Origin of the sequence: Streptomyces sp. NPDC021115, assembly GCF_044333065.1 — a bacterium.
Taxonomy (GTDB): domain Bacteria; phylum Actinomycetota; class Actinomycetes; order Streptomycetales; family Streptomycetaceae; genus Streptomyces.
Genome location: NZ_JBIRQF010000013.1, coordinates 139,338 through 155,937, shown reverse-complemented (window position 1 = coordinate 155,937; position 16,600 = coordinate 139,338). Strand labels below are relative to the sequence as shown.

Here is a 16,600-nt window from a genome sequence, read left to right as displayed (position 1 = left end):
ACGAGACCCGACGGGAGTGCTCATGCTCAATGAGTTCAGTTACGACGTGGGGCAATGGGACCTGGCCCGTTTCCGGGAGCGTCCGCCACAGGACACCTTCACGGTCTTCGACCGCGAATGGCATCTGCTCCCGGACGTGTGGCCGGGAAACGCGGTCGCCACGAAGCTCTTCACGTCCTGGCTGCCCTACGAGGAGGCCGACAGCTTCCTCGAAGTCGGCTGCGGCGCAGGGGTGACGGCCGTCATCGCGGCGATGCGGGGCTGTTCACGGGTCTGCGCCCTCGACATCAACCCGGCGGCAGCCGAAACGGCCCGGCTGAACGCGGTGCGGCACGGGGTGGGCGACAAGGTCACCACGCTGACCAGCGACCTGTTCTCCGGGCTCGACGAGGGCACGACGTTCGACCTGATCTACTGGAACTCCCCCTTCGTCGAGGCGCCGGTCGAGCACGACTTCCGCAGCCAGATCGACTACGCGGCCTTCGACTCCGGCTACAAGATGCACGGCGCGTTCTTCGCCGGGCTCGCCCGGCACATGTCCGAGACCAGCCGCGTCTTCCTGGGCTTCAGCGAGACCCTCGGCAATCCGCAGCGCCTCCACGAGCTGGCCGCGCGGTCGGGGTTCACCGCGTCCGTGTACCGCGGGGAGGAGATCGCCCTCCCCACGGACTTCGCGGGCCCCCGCGACAGCGAGGGCGAGGGCCTGACGTCGCTGGTGTACGTGCTCTACGAGTTCCAGCGCACCGCTCCCGCCGCCTAGCTCCGCCCCGCGTCGAACAGACGATCCACTGGCCCGTGCCTTACTCAGGGAACTGATCGTGACCTCTTCGGCTTCCCCCTCCACGGCTTCGGAGGAGTCGGCCACCGTACCGCTCAAGCGGTACCGGCCCTTCGTGCTGCTCTGCGCCGAACAGGCCACCAGCTCCCTGGGGCGGCAGGTCACCGCGCTGGCGCTGCCGCTGCTGGCCGTGACCGGCCTGGACGCGGGCCCGCTGGGGGCGTCGGCGCTGATGGCGCTGACGTATCTGCCCGGTGTGCTGCTGAGTCCGTTCATCGGGGTGCTCGTCGACCGGGCCCGGCTGCGCCGTCTGGTCGTGCTCAGCGCCCTGCTCCAGGCGGTGATCGTGGGAACGGTCCCGCTCGTCCACGCGGTCGGGCGGCTGAGCTGGCTCCATCTGTACGCGGTGGCCATCGCGTCGGGCGCGCTGACCTCGGTCCTCAGCGTCTCGCTCCAGTCGGCGCTGCCCCGGATCGTCCGCCCCGGCCAGCTGCTCACCGCCAACTCCGCCCTGACCGGCGCCCGTACGGCGGGACAGATCGGCGGCCCCGCACTGGGCGGAGTGCTCGTCGGACTGGTCGGGGCCTCCCCGGCGCTGCTGGTGGACTGCGCGGCCTACGCCGTGCAGGCGGTGTTCCTGTGTGCACTGCCCGCCGCCCTGAACATCCCGGCCGACCAGGCGGGCCCGTCCTCCCGGAGCCGCCTCGGCGCGATCCGGGAAGGGCTCGACGTGATCCGCGACGAGACCCTGCTGCGGCGTCAGGCGTTCGCGGCCGCCGGGCTCAACCTGGGTGGCGGGGCCGGAGGGGCGCTGTTCGTGCTCTACGCGACCCGGGACCTGGGGCTGCCGCCCTGGCAGCTGGGCACGGTGTACACGGCGTACACCGTGGCCACCAGCGGGGGTGTGCTGCTGGCCGGCCGGGTCGGCAGGACGGTCGGGCTCGGACGCGCCACGCAGTACTGCGCGGTGGGCGCCGCGGCCGCGCTGTTCCTGATCCCGGCGGCCTCACTCGGCTTCGCCTTCCCGGTCCTCGTCCTCTACGAACTGTGCTTCGGGCTGCTGGCCACGGTGTGGGCCATCGCGATGACCACCGGGCGCCAGCTCATCACGCCCCCCGCCCTCCAGGGCCGGGTCAACGCCTTCCTCCAGGCCGTGCTGACGGGGACGATGCCGGTCGGCGCCCTGCTCGGCGGGGTGCTCGCGGCCCATACGGGCATGGTGCCGGTGCTGGTCGGCGCCGCGGCGGTGGCGTTGGTCTCCGCGATGAGCCTGTGGTACCCGCCCGGCCTGCTCGACTCCGTCGACGAGGCGGCCCACGGCACACGGCAGCCACAGCCGGCGGCGGAGCGGAAGGGGGCCTCATGACGGGCCGGGGCGCGCGAGACGGGAGCCGTACCACGGTGGGTGGCACGGTGCTGGTCACCGGGGCGAGCAGCGGTATCGGACTGGCCACGGCGCGCCGACTGGCGGCCGCGGGCCATGGCGTGGTGCTGCTGGCCCCGGTGGTGCTCGCCGCGTCCCTGCTGCGGGCCTTGGACGACACCGGCGGACAACTGATCCTCATCGGCTCGGTCTTCGGCCACCGGCCCGCTCCCGGTCACGCGGTCTACGCCGCCGCCAAGCACGGGCTCGCGGGTTCGCGGAGTCACTCGCGCTGGAGAAGCGCCCGCCCGGCGGGCGCCGCGTCACCCTGCTCTCGCCCGGCTCCACCAACACCGAGTTCGCCTCGGTGCTCGCGGGCGACCCCCGTGCCCCGCGTACACGACGTGGCGGCCTGGCCCTACCACCCGCTGCACGCCGAGGACGTCGCGGCGGCCATGGAATGGGTCCTGCACCAGCCCGCACACGTGTCGATCCCCCAGCTCCTCATCGACCCGGCCGACGCGGCGTACTGAGGTCAGTGGTCCGATCGGCCGGGACCGGTCGCGGTCCCGGCCGCCGACGTCATGGTGCGAGGACGGAGTGCACGTGCTCGACCTGCGGCGGAGCCGCGAAGTGCGGTCCGGCCAGCGCCCGCCAGCGGGTGAATCCCTCGGAGCCGCGGAAGGTGACGGTGTGGTGCTCGACCGTCTCCCACCGGACCATGAGCCGGTAGCGCGAGGGGTGTTCGACGCTGCGGTGCAGGTCGACTCCGTCGCAGCCGTCGGCCTCGAGGAAGAAGGGCAGGGCCTTGGCGACGGCCTCCTCGAACTCCTTCTCCTGGCCCGGGTGGATCTCGATCTGGGCGATCTCGGTGATCACGGTGGTGTTCCTGCTCTCGGGTCGCGGCGGCGGTCAGTCGCGGGTCGGTGTCGACCCGCGCGGTGACACGGTTTCGACGAGGGTACGCGTGGCATTTCAGGCGGCAGGCGTCAGTGGCTGTCCGGCAGCAGTCGGAAGTCGTCGAAATCAAATCCGGGCGCGACCACACAACTCACCAGCACCTCTTCGTCGCCGACCGGGTGAGCAGCCTGCCAGTGTCCAGCCGGTACGAGAGCCTGCGGCCGCTGCCCGCTCGCGAGGTCGGGGCCGAGCAGGACCCTTTCAGGCTCCTTCGCGGGCGTCTCCCCGGAGCCGCCCAGCAAGAGCAGCAAGGGGCCACCACGGTGCCACAGCCACAGTTCCGACGAACGAACGGTGTGCCAGCGGGACTCCTCGCCGGGAGGCAGGAGGAAGTAGATGGCCGTGCAGATGGACCTCCGCCCCGGGTAGCCCTCCGGCTGCGTCTCGGTGGGACTGCGCCACGTCTCCTTGTACCAACCGCCTTCGGGGTGTGCACTCATCTGAAGCAGGCGGGCCGTCTCGGGCATCTTCTCGTTCATGTGGGCTTCCCTCTCTCCGAGTGAACTTCCGCTTCCTCAGCTCAACACCTGATCTCTTGCGCCGGGGATTGATGCGCATGACGCATCGACAGATCTCCGTCCGAATTCTGGACACCCTTCGGACACGGCTTGGAGACTCACCCGTGACAGGGCGTCCCCCGCCACCTGCCTCACCCCGGAACGACGCCCCTCTGCCGCGCGTCGGCGCTCGCCACACCGTACGGCTCATTCCCGGTTCACCGCACCAGGCATTCGGCTCGACACCCGGCCCTCGCGGGCCGCCCGACACCTTCCGGAGGACCCATGAGAGACATCACCAGACGTACGGCGCTCACCTTGGCCGCCGCTGGTACCGTCAGCGCCTCGACGGTGACCACCGCGGCCACCGCGGCCACCGCGGCGGCCGATGCCCCCGCGCCGGGACGGCCGGCGGCCTCCGGGGCGGGTCCCGCTCTGCGGACCGCCCTGATCACACGGGTGACGCCCAGGAACAACTGGCGGGTGACCGCCGTCGCCATCCGCTACGCGCGCCCCCTCGACATGCGCGGCGGCGTCATCCCACCCTCCGCGTTCCAGGTCACCGCGGACATCGGCGGGCGGAGCGCGGCCCGAACGGTCATCCGGGCCTACCCGAACACCGTGGCCGGGACGGAGAACCACCCGAAGGCGGGACGGCCGGGCAGATACCTCATCATCGAGCTCGACCCGGACGACGCCAACGCGCCGGCGTCCGGCACCGACCCTCTTCCGCTCGATCGCGCCTACGCCGTCCGGCAGGTGGCCGACGTGCGGACTCCCGGCGGCGACCTGGTGCTCCCGGCCGGTCCGCTGGCGGTCCGGAACGACGACGTCATCACCCCGGTGGCCGACGACTTCAGCGCGGGATCGTTCACCGACTCCACGGGATTCGAGCTGGCCTTCCGGCTCTATCAGCCGGAAGGGTTCGTACGGCGTCCAAGAGCGGCCACCCGGTATCCGCTCGTCGTCACCCTGCACGGCGGCGGCGAAGTGGCCGACAACAACATGACCCAGCTCACCGCCAATCGCATCGCCGTCACCTTCGCCGAGCCGGAACGCCAGCGTCGGCACCCGGCGTTCGTGCTCGCCCCCCAGATCCCGCTGCCCCGTCCCGCGGACGGACCCGACAACACGGACTGGACCGACCCCAAGGTCCGAGCGGCGCTGGTCGAACTCATCGACACCTTCACGACGCAGCGCCCCGTCGACGCGGACCGGCTCTATCTCGTCGGCCTGTCCTCGGGGGCGCGAGGCATCTTCAACCTGCTCCCCAGGCATCCCCACACCTTCGCCGCGGCCCTGGCCACCGCCGGCTGGGGCGAGGCGCCGGCCATGGACGGCATCACGCACATCCCGATCTGGGCCGATCACTCCATCGACGACCCGGTGGTCCCCTACCGGGAGGGACGGTTCGGCAAGCCCGGCACCTGGACGCTGATGAACGCGCTGGAGAGCGCCGGTGCACGGATCACCCGCGGGGAGTGGGCCAACGACCTGCCCAAGGCGGAGTTCGAAGCCCGGTCCAGGGCCCTGCTGAAACAGGCACGCCGAGCCGGCAGCCATGTGCTGTTCACCAGCTACACGCCCGGGACGACGCCGGTGAGCCCGCACTTCGCGTGGGCACAGACATATGAGAACGACGTCGTCCTCGACTGGCTCTTCGACCAGTCCCGTTAGGTCCTGACTCAGCTTCGGGGTGCGTGCCGGCCGGTCATGAGTTCGGCGAGGTCTTCCGGGTGGAGGAACGAGGGTGGTGGCGGCGGGCCCCAGTTGAACAGGCCCGCCGCCCCTTCCAAGACCTCGGGTTCCCAGATCTCGTCCTCGGGGATGCAGTCCATGTCCGAGTAGTACTCGGAGAAGTTACCGGCCGGGTCCTTGAGGTACCAGAAGAAGTTCGATCCGGCGTGGTGGCGGCCCAGGCCCCACACATGGCGTTCGGGATGGTCTTCGAGCATCGCGGTGGCGCCCCGCCCGACCTCGTCGATGTCGTCCACCTGCCAGCTGGTGTGGTGCAGGTACGCGACCGGCGCGGCCATCGCCAGCACATTGTGGTGGTCGACGGAGCACCGCATGAACGCGCCCTTGTCGCCTATGTAGTCGCTGATCCGGAAGCCGAGGCCGTCGGTGAAGAACGCCGTGGTGGCGTGGAGATCGGTCGTGCCGATGACCGCGTGCCCGAGCTTCTTGGGCCGGACCGCCCCGTCCCGGAGCACGCCGGGCGCGCGGCCCTTGCGCTCCACCCGGCCCGGGCCGTTGTAGGGGGTGGCGGGCACCGGTCGTGCCACGGTGCGGGGCGCGACTTCGATACGGGCCACCACCTCCGTGATCGGCTCGGTCGCGCGGAGGACATGGGCGTCGAAGTCGTGGGGAACACCGAGCCGTCGCAGGTTCGCCGCGACGCGGGCGATGTCGTCCGCGTCGTCCACCCCGATGCCGATCTCCACCAGCCGACGGGTGGGGGTGCGCACGAGGCGCAGCTGCTCCCCGCCGTCGCGGGTGGCGAACACTCCCCCACCGCGGTGTTCGAGACCGAACGCGTCGTAGTAGGCGGTCGTCGCGTCGAGATCGGGAACGCCGATGGTGACGCTGGTCAGTGTGTGCAGGCTCATGGCGTGATGCCTCCGGGGACTCGCGAAGTACCTGGTCGAGCTCAGCGATTCCGGCAGGGTACCGGTGAACACGAGATCGCCGGGATAGCGCGTGATGACGGGATAGCGCGTGATGATGCGCGGAGCGACCGTGCCGCCGCGCGAGCGGCACGGCGAGCCGAGCTGTGCGTCACACCCCACGGGGTGGGGGTCGAGCTTGTCCCCCCATAAACCCGACCTGCCACGCCTGGCGCAAAAGCGGTTTCCTGTGATCGAGCCTCGGTCACGACACCACAGACCGTCGCGCCTTCCTCCGCCGATCGACTATGAGGTCCACTCCATGGAACGTCGCAAAGCGCTCGGACTGATCGCCGCCACCGGCACCGCCACCGCCGCCTCCTTCACGGCTCCGCCCTCCTTCGGTGCGGAAACCGGCCGCACCGCGGGCGCCACGGGACAGGACAAGGCCACGGCAAAGGGCGGCTACACCTTCGCGCTGGACAAGAGCGTCAAGCGGACCTCGGTGCGGTTCAAGAACCGCTACGGCATCGAGGTCGCCGCGGACCTCTACGTGCCGAAGAACGCCAGGGGCAAGCTGCCCGCCCTGGCGGTCAGCGGCCCCTTCGGCGCGGTCAAGGAACAGTCCTCGGGGCTCTACGCCAACGAGTTCGCCCGCCGCGGCTACGTCGCCCTCGCCTTCGACCCCTCCTTCACCGGGGAGAGCGGCGGCAGGGTCCGCGACGTGGCCTCGCCCGACATCTGCACCGAGGACTACAGCGCCGCCGTCGACTTCCTCGGCCTGCAGAAGATCGTCGACCGCGAGCGGATCGGCGCGCAGGCCGTCTGCGGCTTGAGCGGTATGGCGCTCACCGCGGCGGCCGCGGACAGCCGTATCAAGGCGGTCGCCACGGCCTCGATGTACGACATGTCCCGCAGCATGTCCCGCGGCCACGAGGACTACTACACGCATGAGCAGCGCCAGAAGGTCGTGGACCACCTCAGCCGGCAGCGCTGGATCGACGCCGAGAACGGCACCTACGCGCGGCTCTCCCACGAGGTCCCCTTCGACGAGAGCGGCAACGTCGCCCCCTCGAGCCGCGTCCTGCCCAAGACCCTCCCGGCGGACGCCGACCCGATCACGAAGATTTTCTTCGACTACTACCGCACCGAGCGCGGCTACCATCCGCGCTCGATCAACTCCACCACCGCGTGGACCGGGACCACGCCGATGTCGTTCTTCGCCTTCCGGCTGATGACGAACATCGACATGCTGGCGCCCCGCAAGGCGCTCCTGGTGGCCGGCGCCGACGCGCACTCCCGCTACTACTCCGAGGACGTCCAGGCGACGGCCCCCGACACCGTCGACCTCGTGATCGTCCCGGGCGCGGACCACGTCGACCTGTACGACCGCAAGGACCTCATCCCCTTCGGCAGGCTCGACGCGTTCTTCACCAAGAACCTCGCCTGAGTCGGAAGCGCCCCGACAGGCCGGTACCGCCAACGGCCTGTCGGGGAGCCCCCACGGCAGAGGCGGCCTCTCGGGATTCGCGTGGTACGGGTCAGCTGCCGGTCGGGAGCAGGATCTTGCCGATGGTCCGGCCCTCTCCCAGCAGGCGGTGTGCCTCGACGGTGTCGCCATCCGGATGTTCTGTTACGACATCACGGACGAGCCTTACGAGGTCGACGGTCCGGTCCAGTCGGCTGCCACATGACCGATGCGCACCCGCTGCGGGTGGTCGCCGACCGCGACGGACGCGGTCTTCTCGCCCGTCGCGAAGTCGATCGCGGTGACCCGGTCGGCACCGCTCTCGGAGACGACGCAGGAGGTTCCGTCGCCGCTCACCGTCGCCCAGTACGGCTTCGAGGTCGGCACCAGGGGGCCTTCCTGAAGTGATTCCCGGTCGACGACGGTCGCGTAGTCGTCCATCGTCCCGGCCACGCACAGCTTCTTGCCGTCGGGGCTCATCGACAAGCCGTGGTGGCGGGAGTCGTTGACCCAGGTGGTGCGGTCCTCGCTGGTCGCCGGATTCTTCGGGAGGGTCTTCGCGCGGGTGATCTTGTCCTTGGCCACGTCGTACTCCAGGAACCCGTTGAAGAAGGAGACCTGGAAGTAGAGCTTGGACTCGTCGGGAGTGAAGGCGACGGGCCGGACGGCATCGGACAGGTCCTTGCGGCCAAAGGCGTCGAGCCGTTCTCGCATGTCGATGACCTTGACCTGCCGGTACGTGGTCGTGTCGACCACGGTGATGCGCCGGTCACCCTTCGTCCAGTCCATCGACGGATCGTCCAGGGCGGTGTTGACCTCGCCGATCGACATGTTCCACAGGTACTTGCCGCCATCGGTGAAGACGTTCTCATGAGGCTTGTCACCAGCGGAGAACGAACCGAGTTGCTCACCCGTCTCGATGTCGAGGACGTGCACCGTATTCGACGTCGAAGCCGACACCGCCACGCGTTTGCCGTCGGGCGACACGGCCATGTGGTCCGCGCGGAATCCCGACACGGGAAAGCGCCAGTTGATTTTGCCCGTCGCGACGTCGATCGACACCACGTCGGCGAAGCTGGGCCGGGAGACGACGATGGACGAGCCGTCCGGGGTCGAGTACATGTCGTCCACGAACTGGTCGTGCCCCTCCCCAGGCCCCAGCCGGATCCCCAGGAAGAAGGCGAGCTTGATGGGGTTGAGGTAGATCTCGGTGAGCCGCTGGTCCTTGTCCGGTATGACGTTGATCCGGCCGATCCTGGCCAGGTCACCGCTGGACTTGATGACGTCGGCGGTGCCGTCCCAGTTGTTGCCCACGAACATCACCTCCCGCAGGCCGGCCGCATCGGCCTGCGCGGAGGCACTCACCGCCGTGGTACCGGTCACGGCCAGCGCAACGGAAGCGGCGAGAGAGAGAACCATCCGGGTGGAGCCACGGTGCTCGGAAGGCATGGTCACTCCATTCGAAGCGGGGGTCTGTCATCGTCGGGGCGCCACCTACTGGAAAGTAATGAAGGTGGATACCTCTCACAAGAGTTCTGACGACAAAAAATGACAGCCACTCAACTTCCACACCCGGGGGGCGGTACGCAACGCGTCGGCGTCGAGTGACCGATCACGCGCGGCGCCCGGCGTCAACCGGGGTCGCGGTCGCGGAAGACGGGAGTCACGCATCGGCCGCCGCGTGGACCCGCTCACCCCCCACGAAGGTCTGGAGCACCCGGCAGTCGGCGATCTGCTCGGGAGGCCCGTCGAAGGGGTCGCGGTCGAGGACGACCAGGTCGGCGAGGCGGCCGGGGGCGATGGTGCCCGTGTCGTCCGCGTGGTTCACGTACGCGCTGCCCGCGGTGTACGCGGCGACGGCCGCCTCCAGGCCGATGCGCTGCTCGGGAAGGAAGGGCGCGGTGCCCTCGGGGGCGTCCGGCAGGCGGCGGTTGACCGCGACATGGATGCCTGCCAGTGGGTCCGGGCTGCTGACCGGCCAGTCGCTGCCCGCGGCGAGCGTGGCCCCGGCCCGCAGCAGCCCGCCGAAGGGGTACTGCCATCCACCGCGCTCGGCGCTGAGGAAGGGCAGCGTCAACTCGTCCATCTGGGGCTCGTGCGCGGCCCACAGGGGCTGGATGTTGGCGGTGGCGCCGAGCGTGCGGAAGCGCGGGATGTCGGCTGGGTGGACCACCTGGAGATGTGCCAGATGGGGGCGGGTGTCACGGTGGCCGTTGGCGGTCCGCGCGGCCTCCACCGCGTCCAGCGCCTCCCGTACGGCCCGATCGCCGAGCGCGTGGAAGTGGACCTGGAAGCCGTGGGCGTCCAGCGCGGTGACGTGGCTCTTCAGCTCCCCCGGATCGACGAAGCTGATGCCGGAGTTGTCGGAGGCACAGCCGCAGCCGGTGAGATAGGGGCCGAGCATCGCCGCGGTGTGGTTCTCTGCGACCCCGTCCTGCATGATCTTCACGGTCGTGGCGCGCAGCGCCCGGCCGCGCTCGGTCGCCTCCCGGCGGGCGAGCAGCTCCGGGATCTGCTCGGCGCCCCGCGCCCGGTCCCACCACAGCGCGCCGACCACCCGCGCGGTGAGCAGGCCGTCGTCAAGGGCGGCGTGGTACGCGGGCGTCGGGTCGGCCATATTGGCGTACGAGCCCACGATGGCGTCCTGCCAGGCGGTCACCCCGAATGCGTGCAGTACGGACTGGGCGCGCAGCAGCGCGGCGGTCTGCTCGGCGAGGGTGACCTCGGGCAGCAGCGTGCCGACCAGGGAGGCCGCGCCCTCCTGGAGCATGCCGGTGGGGTTGCCGCGCTCGTCCCGCTCGATCCGGCCGTCCACGGGATCGGGGGTACCGGCGCCGATCCCCGCGAGCTGGAGGGCGCGGGTGTTGACCCAGGCGCCGTGGTGGTCGCGGTTGGGCAGATAGACCGGCCGGTCGGGGACGATCGCGTCGAGCATCGCGGCCGTCGGCGTGCCACCGGGGAAGGCTTCCATGGACCAGCCGCCACCGGTGATCCACCCGAGGTCCCGGTGCTGATCGGCGTAGGCGGCCACCCGCCGCAGATACTCCCGCGCGTCGGTGGAGTCCCCGAGATGGCACTGTCCGAGTTCGATACCGGCGCCCAGCGGATGGACATGGGCGTCCTGGAAGCCGGGCAGCAGCAGCCGCCCGGCGAGGTCCACCACCTCGGTGCCGGGACCGATCAGTTCGCGCACCTCCTCCCGGCCGACGGCGATGACACGCTCCCCGCGTACCGCGAGGGCGGTGGCGCGGCCGCGCGCCGGATCGACGGTGTGCACCGGGCCACCGGTGAAGACGAGATCGGCGGTGGTGTCGGACATCAGACGCACTCCAGGGATCGGTGGTTGGTCATGCAAGGGCAGGAGGGAACAAGGATCAGGAAGCGGTCCCGGCAGGGTGGTCCACCGGCAGCCGCAGCCGCTCCCCGTCCGTGCCGCGCCCGGTGACGAAGTACGGCGAGCGCCGCCGGTACTTGGCCCATGCGGCCATGGCCAGGCCGGAGGCCACGATCGCGCAGGGCAGGGAGAACATGAACCACCCGTTGTCCGGGCTGAGTTCGAAGTGGTCGGCCCCGGTGAGGTACGAGTAGCCGAGATAGCCGCCGATGGCGAACAGCGCCAGCCCGGAGGCGGCTGGTATCCCCACCGCGAGCAGCGCCTCGCGCACCCCCGCGCGGAGGGCGGAGCGGAAGCGCACGGCGCAGGCGATCGCCGTCAGGCCGTAATAGAGGGCGACGACGAGTCCGATGGAGTTCACGGCCGCCAGGATCATGTCGTTCAGCTTGGGGATGGCCAGGGCGAGCAGGGCGACGGCGGTCGCGACGGCCATGACGAGGACGGTGCCGATCGCCGGTGTTCCGTACCGGGGGTGGACACGGGTCCACACCGGCCCCATCGTGCGGTCCCGGCCCATGGCCAGCAGCCCGCGCGCGGTGGGAATGACCGACGACTGGACGGAGGCCACGGCCGAGAACACCAGGGCGAGCAGCGGCACGCTGGCCCACGGTTCGGCGGCCAGCTTCGCGCCCAGATACGGAAGCGCCTGCGGGCCGTTGCGGATCAGCTCGGGCAGGCTCATCTCCCGCTGGAAGGCGACCGAGGCGAAGAGGAACAGGCCGAGCATGGCGAAGAGGGCGATGAAGCCGCCGCGGGCCGGGTTGCCGACATCCTTGGTCTCCTCGGTGAGGCTGAACGCCGCGTCCCAGCCCCAGAAGAAGAACACCGCCAGGACCAGGCCCTGGGCGAACGCCGTGCCGCTCCCGATCGCGAAGGGGTCGAACCACGACAGCGACAGCTCGTGCTCACCGGTGATCAGGGCCCAGCCGCAGAAGGTCAGCAGTACGGCGTATTCGAAGATCAGCAGGCCCGCCTGCAAGCGGGTGGCGCTGCGCACCCCGGTGACGGCCATGGCGGTCACGGCGGTGAGGACCACCAGCCCGATGACGGTGCTCGTGGCGGTCGAGTTCGGGTCCAGCGCGATCCCGGCGACGCTGCTGACATGCGCCTTGTTGACGAACTGGACGATCACCGAACCGGTGACGGCGCTGGTGTACGCCAGGAAGACGATCACACCGACGACGTTGACCCAGCCGGTGAGGAAGCCCGGCCAGGGCCCGAGGGAGGTGCCGACCCACACATAGCCGCTGCCGCAGTTCGGCTCGGACCGGTTGAGCCGGGCGTACGCGCAGGCGATGCCGAGCATGGGCAGGAAGGCCAGCAGCAGGAGGACGGGGGCCTGGAGCCCGACGGTCGCGGCGAGCGTGCCCATGCCGATGGCGATGCTGGTGGTGGCCGCCGTACTGGAAGCGGCGATGGCGACGCCGTCGACGACGCCGAGCGAACGGCGCAGCTCGGCGGGGTGCTGGGACATGACGGGCTCCTCACGGAAGGAGGGACGGGGAAGAGCCGTACGGATGCCGCGCATCGAACAACGGCCGCCCGTCTTGCGTCAATGGTGTTGACATAAGACCGCGGGCGCCCTTCACTGCCTGGAACAACGGCTGAACACCAGCGACACGGCGGCAGAGAGGGGTTCACCATGGCCGGTGGGGCGGGAGACCGGGTCTCTCATGAGCGCAGACGGCGCCGGCCCACCCGCTCGGGCACGCTGCTGTCCGCCGAGCTGATCGTCGACTGCGCGCTCCGCCTGATCGGCGAACACGGCCCGGAGGCGCTCAGCGTGCGCCGCCTCGGCGCGGCCCTGGGCTGCGATCCGAGCGCGGTCTACCGCTACTTCCACAACACCGACGATCTGCTGCTCACCGTCGCCGACCGGATCATCGGCGATTCGATGGAGGGCTTCGCCCCCGGCCCGGACTGGGTGGCCTCGCTGCGGGAGATGGCCCTGCGGGTCCGCGACTCCTACCGCACCCATCCGCGCGCCGCGGTGCTGGCCTCGCACCGGGTGACCCGCCGGGAGAACGAGTTCCGGGCGGTCGAGACCGGTGTCGGCATCCTGGTACGGGCGGGCTTCGAGCCCGCCCGCGCCCTCCGCCTCTATCTGGCCTTCATCGACACCGTCCTCGGCCACGCCGCCCTGGACGCGGCCGCCCTCGCACTGCCTCCCGCCCAACGGGAGGGCGACAGCCAGGCATCCACCCGGGCGTATCAGTCGGTGTCCGCCGAGACCTATCCGCTGCTGGCCGCCATACGTGAGAACCTGCACGCGCTGGCGGAAAGCTCCTTCGAACCCGCCCTCGAACTGATGCTGTCCGCCCTCGCGGCCCAGGCCCCCGCCCGTCCGGGGGCGCAGACGGCTCTCAGAGGAAACTGAGAACTTCCTGTGCCAGGCTGACGCGCCCGACCGCCGCCCTCATGGCCGAACCGCTGGAGAGCCACCGATGAGCCTGATCAACGGCCTGCCCGCGCACGTTCTGTTCGTGCACTTCGTCGTCGTGCTCGTTCCCCTGACAGCACTGGCCCTGGTTGTCTGCGCCATCCGGCCGAAGGCGGCACAACGGCTCGGCGTGGTGCTGCCACTGCTCGCCCTGGTCACGCTCGCGATCGTGCCGTTCACCACGCAGGCCGGGGAGTGGCTGGAGGAGCACGTCGACAGCAACGCCCTGGTGCGCCGGCACACCGAACTCGGCGACGGTCTGCTCCCCTGGGTCGGGGGCCTCTTCGTCCTGGCCACCCTCGTGTGGTGGACGGCCCGCCGGGCCGCCGCCTCCGGATCCGGCACGCCGGGCGGCACCGGCAGGTCGACCGCACCGCTGCGCATCGCGGCCGCGGTTCTGTCGGTCGCCGTGGCCGCGGGAGCCGTCGTGGACGTCTACCGCATCGGCGACTCCGGGGCCAAGGCCGCGTGGCACGGCCAATTCTCCACGACCTCGTCGGGCGGCGGCGACGGCGACGGCGACAAGGGCTGACACACCGCCGCGCCCTCGCGTTCGCTCTGCTGAACAGATTTCAGATGACCGCCGTATTGACGCAGTCACGACACATTCCTAACGTCTCAGAAAGCGCTTTCTCCGCGCTGTGTCAGCCCGCTCAGTTCAGCACTCCGAACAGCACCGCCCGGCCGGAAGGCCCAGACCCCCGCAACCGAAGAATCTGGAGACAGGCGATGCAATCGAGAGCCGCAACAGCATCGATCGGCTTACTGGCAGGCGTGCTCATCACGCTGTCCGGCACCACGGCGCAGGCCGTTTCCGTTCACGGCGAACACGGCGCCACGCCCGCGAACGTGAGCGCCGTGAAGGCCGCGAGCACCGTCCTCTACGTCGCGCCGGACGGCAAGGACAGCGCGGCCGGAACGCAGTCCGCCCCGACCACGCTCACCTCGGCGATCAGCCGCATCTCGTCCGGCGGGACGATCTACCTGCGCGGCGGGACGTACAAGTACTCCTCCACCGTCACGATCCCCGTCGGCAGCAACGGAACCTCCAGCGCCCGCACCACCCTGTCCGCCTACCCGGGCGAGACTCCGGTGCTGGACTTCTCGGCGCAGAGCGAGAGTTCGTCCAACCGGGGCATTCAGCTGAACGCCGACTACTGGCGTCTGTACGGGCTCACCGTCCAGCACGCCGGGGACAACGGCATCTACGTCGGCGGCAGCAACAACGTCGTCGAGCGCACGGTGACGGCGTACAACCGCGACACGGGGCTGCAACTCGGCCGGATCGCCAGCAGCACCCCCACGTCCCAGTGGCCGTCCAACAACCTGATCGTCAGCTCGGAGTCGCACGACAACAAGGACTCCGGCGGCGAGAACGCCGACGGCTTCGCCGCGAAGCTCACCACCGGCACCGGCAACGTCTTCCGCTACGACGTGGCCCACAACAACATCGACGACGGCTGGGACCTCTACACCAAGACCGACACCGGCGCCATCGGACCGGTGACCATCGAGTACTCCCTCTCCTACGGCAACGGCACCCTCAGCGACGGCACCCAGAACAAGAACGGCGACCGCAACGGCTACAAGCTCGGCGGCTCGGACATCAAGGTCAACCACACGGTCCGGCACAACATCGCCTACAAGAACGGCCACCACGGTTTCACCTACAACAGCAACCCCGGCACGATGGCCGTCTCCGACAACGTCGGCATCGACAACGTCGAGCGCAACTTCTCCTTCGACAAGGGAAGTTCGGTGTTCCGGAACAACGCCTCGTGCCGCAGCGGCAGCGGCTCGAACGACAAGGTCGTCGGCGACGCCGACACCTCGAACCAGTTCTGGCTCGGCTCGAACGGATCGCGCTGCTCCTCCTACGCCGGTGCCCTGGGCTGGTCCTACGCCGGGGACGGCCGCCTCGTCGTGACCCTCGGCGGCAAGGTGGTGACGCTGTGAGCGGGCGGCAACGCGCGGTGCGACTCCGTACGACGCTCGCCATGGTGGCCCTCGGGACCGCGGCCGGTGCGCTTCTCCCGGTGCCCGCGGCATCGGCGGCGGCCGGTGGCGCCACCGGATACGCCACCCAGAACGGCGGGACCACCGGCGGAGCGGGCGGGCAGACGGTCCGGGCCACCACGGGAACCGCGATCCATACGGCCCTGTGCAACCGGGCGAGCAGCAGCACGCCGATCACCATCGAGGTCCAGGGGACCATCAATCACGGCAACACCCAGAAGGTGTCCGGCAAGAGCTGCGACACCGCCGACGGGGTGATCGAGCTCAAGAAGGTCAGCAACGTCACGATCATCGGAGTCGGCAACGGCGCCGTCTTCGACCAGCTGGGCATCCACCTCCGTGAGGCCAGCAACATCATCGTCCAGAACGTGACCGTCAAGAACGTCAAGAAGTCGGGCTCCCCCACGTCCAACGGCGGTGACGCCATCGGCATGGAGCGCAACGTCCGCAACGTGTGGATCGATCACACCACCCTGGAGGCGTCGGGCGGGGAGGCGCAGGGGTACGACGGCCTCTTCGACCTCAAGGACAACACCCAGTACGTGACCCTCTCGTACAGCGTCCTGCGCAACTCCGGCCGCGGCGGTCTCGTCGGGAACAGCGAGGACGACCGCTCGAACGGCTTCATCACGTACCACCACAACCGGTACGAGAACATCGACTCCCGCGCGCCCCTGCTGCGTGGCGGAATCGCCCACATGTACAACAACCACTACGTGAGCCTCAACGAGTCCGGCATCAACTCCCGCGCCGGAGCCCGCGCCAAGGTGGACAACAACTACTTCGAGGACTCCAAGGACGTCCTGGGCACCTTCTACACCGACGTGGCCGGTTACTGGCAGGTCGGCGGCAACGTCTTCGACAACGTGACCTGGTCCAAGCCCGGCAGCGAGAACCACCCGGCCGGGCCCGTCCCGCAGTCCAACACCACGGTCGGCATCCCCTACTCCTACAGCCTCGACCCGGCCGCCTGCGTGCCGGGCATCGTGAGCCGGACGGCCGGCGCCGACAAGGGCCTGCGGGTGTCGGACGGCACCTGCTCGTCGTAGACCCCCGCACGCGGAGCTGGGAGCGGGCA

Annotated in this window: 14 protein-coding genes and 1 pseudogene; 9 read left to right on the top strand and 6 right to left on the bottom strand. The window is 70.0% G+C overall.

The annotated features are described in order from the left end of the window. Positions 1–22: 22 nt before the first annotated feature. From ACH4TL_RS32120 to ACH4TL_RS32110, 3 genes are read left to right on the top strand one after another with little or no spacing between them, the layout of a single operon-like run. A complete protein-coding gene (locus tag ACH4TL_RS32120) occupies positions 23–760 on the top strand; it encodes a methyltransferase (RefSeq protein ID WP_398325786.1) in 738 nt (245 codons plus the stop codon). Between the two features lie 58 nt (positions 761–818). Further along, positions 819–2,144, top strand: a complete 1,326-nt coding sequence (locus tag ACH4TL_RS32115; protein WP_398325783.1) for an MFS transporter — start codon at positions 819–821, stop codon at positions 2,142–2,144. Then, positions 2,141–2,674, top strand: a complete 534-nt coding sequence (locus tag ACH4TL_RS32110; protein ID WP_398325780.1) for an SDR family NAD(P)-dependent oxidoreductase — start codon at positions 2,141–2,143, stop codon at positions 2,672–2,674. The genes ACH4TL_RS32115 and ACH4TL_RS32110 overlap by 4 nt, the downstream gene beginning before the upstream one ends. 49 nt (positions 2,675–2,723) lie before the next feature. Here the strand turns inward: ACH4TL_RS32110 and ACH4TL_RS32105 are convergent, their stop codons facing one another. After that, the gene (locus ACH4TL_RS32105; RefSeq protein WP_398325777.1) at positions 2,724–3,020 is read right to left on the bottom strand and encodes an antibiotic biosynthesis monooxygenase family protein; all 297 of its coding nucleotides are present in this window, start codon (positions 3,018–3,020) and stop codon (positions 2,724–2,726) included. A gap of 110 nt (positions 3,021–3,130) precedes the next feature. Further along, on the bottom strand, positions 3,131–3,580 hold the full coding sequence (locus ACH4TL_RS32100; RefSeq protein WP_398325774.1) for a cupin domain-containing protein: 450 nt from the start codon (positions 3,578–3,580) through the stop codon (positions 3,131–3,133). A 303-nt stretch (positions 3,581–3,883) separates the two neighbouring features. On the opposite strand from ACH4TL_RS32100, the gene ACH4TL_RS32095 reads away from it, so the two are divergent. Continuing rightward, a complete protein-coding gene (locus tag ACH4TL_RS32095; protein WP_398325771.1) occupies positions 3,884–5,275 on the top strand; it encodes a PHB depolymerase family esterase in 1,392 nt (463 codons plus the stop codon). A gap of 8 nt (positions 5,276–5,283) precedes the next feature. On the opposite strand, the gene ACH4TL_RS32090 is transcribed toward ACH4TL_RS32095, so the two are convergent. Next, entirely contained in the window at positions 5,284–6,207 is a 924-nt protein-coding gene (locus ACH4TL_RS32090; protein WP_398325768.1) for a VOC family protein, read from the bottom strand. A 319-nt stretch (positions 6,208–6,526) separates the two neighbouring features. Between ACH4TL_RS32090 and ACH4TL_RS32085 the strand changes: the two genes are divergently transcribed. Further along, the gene (locus ACH4TL_RS32085) at positions 6,527–7,654 is read left to right on the top strand and encodes an alpha/beta hydrolase (protein WP_398325765.1); all 1,128 of its coding nucleotides are present in this window, start codon (positions 6,527–6,529) and stop codon (positions 7,652–7,654) included. A 204-nt stretch (positions 7,655–7,858) separates the two neighbouring features. Here the strand turns inward: ACH4TL_RS32085 and ACH4TL_RS32080 are convergent, their stop codons facing one another. From ACH4TL_RS32080 to ACH4TL_RS32070, 3 genes are all read right to left on the bottom strand, one after another. Continuing rightward, positions 7,859–9,121, bottom strand: a complete 1,263-nt coding sequence (locus ACH4TL_RS32080; protein WP_398325762.1) for a YncE family protein — start codon at positions 9,119–9,121, stop codon at positions 7,859–7,861. A gap of 214 nt (positions 9,122–9,335) precedes the next feature. Beyond that, on the bottom strand, positions 9,336–10,991 hold the full coding sequence (locus tag ACH4TL_RS32075; protein WP_398325759.1) for an amidohydrolase: 1,656 nt from the start codon (positions 10,989–10,991) through the stop codon (positions 9,336–9,338). A gap of 55 nt (positions 10,992–11,046) precedes the next feature. After that, positions 11,047–12,540, bottom strand: a complete 1,494-nt coding sequence (locus tag ACH4TL_RS32070; protein ID WP_398325756.1) for an APC family permease — start codon at positions 12,538–12,540, stop codon at positions 11,047–11,049. A gap of 168 nt (positions 12,541–12,708) precedes the next feature. Here ACH4TL_RS32070 and ACH4TL_RS32065 point away from each other — a divergent pair, with 168 nt between their 5' ends. The 4 genes and pseudogenes from ACH4TL_RS32065 to ACH4TL_RS32050 all read left to right on the top strand — a co-directional run. Further along, positions 12,709–13,443 (top strand): TetR/AcrR family transcriptional regulator, encoded by a 735-nt coding sequence (locus ACH4TL_RS32065; RefSeq protein ID WP_398325753.1) that lies wholly within the window; start codon positions 12,709–12,711, stop codon positions 13,441–13,443. A gap of 67 nt (positions 13,444–13,510) precedes the next feature. Then, a complete protein-coding gene (locus ACH4TL_RS32060; protein ID WP_398325750.1) occupies positions 13,511–14,038 on the top strand; it encodes a DUF2231 domain-containing protein in 528 nt (175 codons plus the stop codon). A gap of 197 nt (positions 14,039–14,235) precedes the next feature. Beyond that, positions 14,236–15,462, top strand: coding sequence for a right-handed parallel beta-helix repeat-containing protein (locus tag ACH4TL_RS32055; protein WP_398325747.1), 1,227 nt, complete (start codon positions 14,236–14,238; stop codon positions 15,460–15,462). A 41-nt stretch (positions 15,463–15,503) separates the two neighbouring features. Next, a pseudogene (locus ACH4TL_RS32050) lies at positions 15,504–16,565 on the top strand (polysaccharide lyase family 1 protein); the annotation flags it as partial. Between the last annotated feature and the right edge of the window lie 35 nt (positions 16,566–16,600).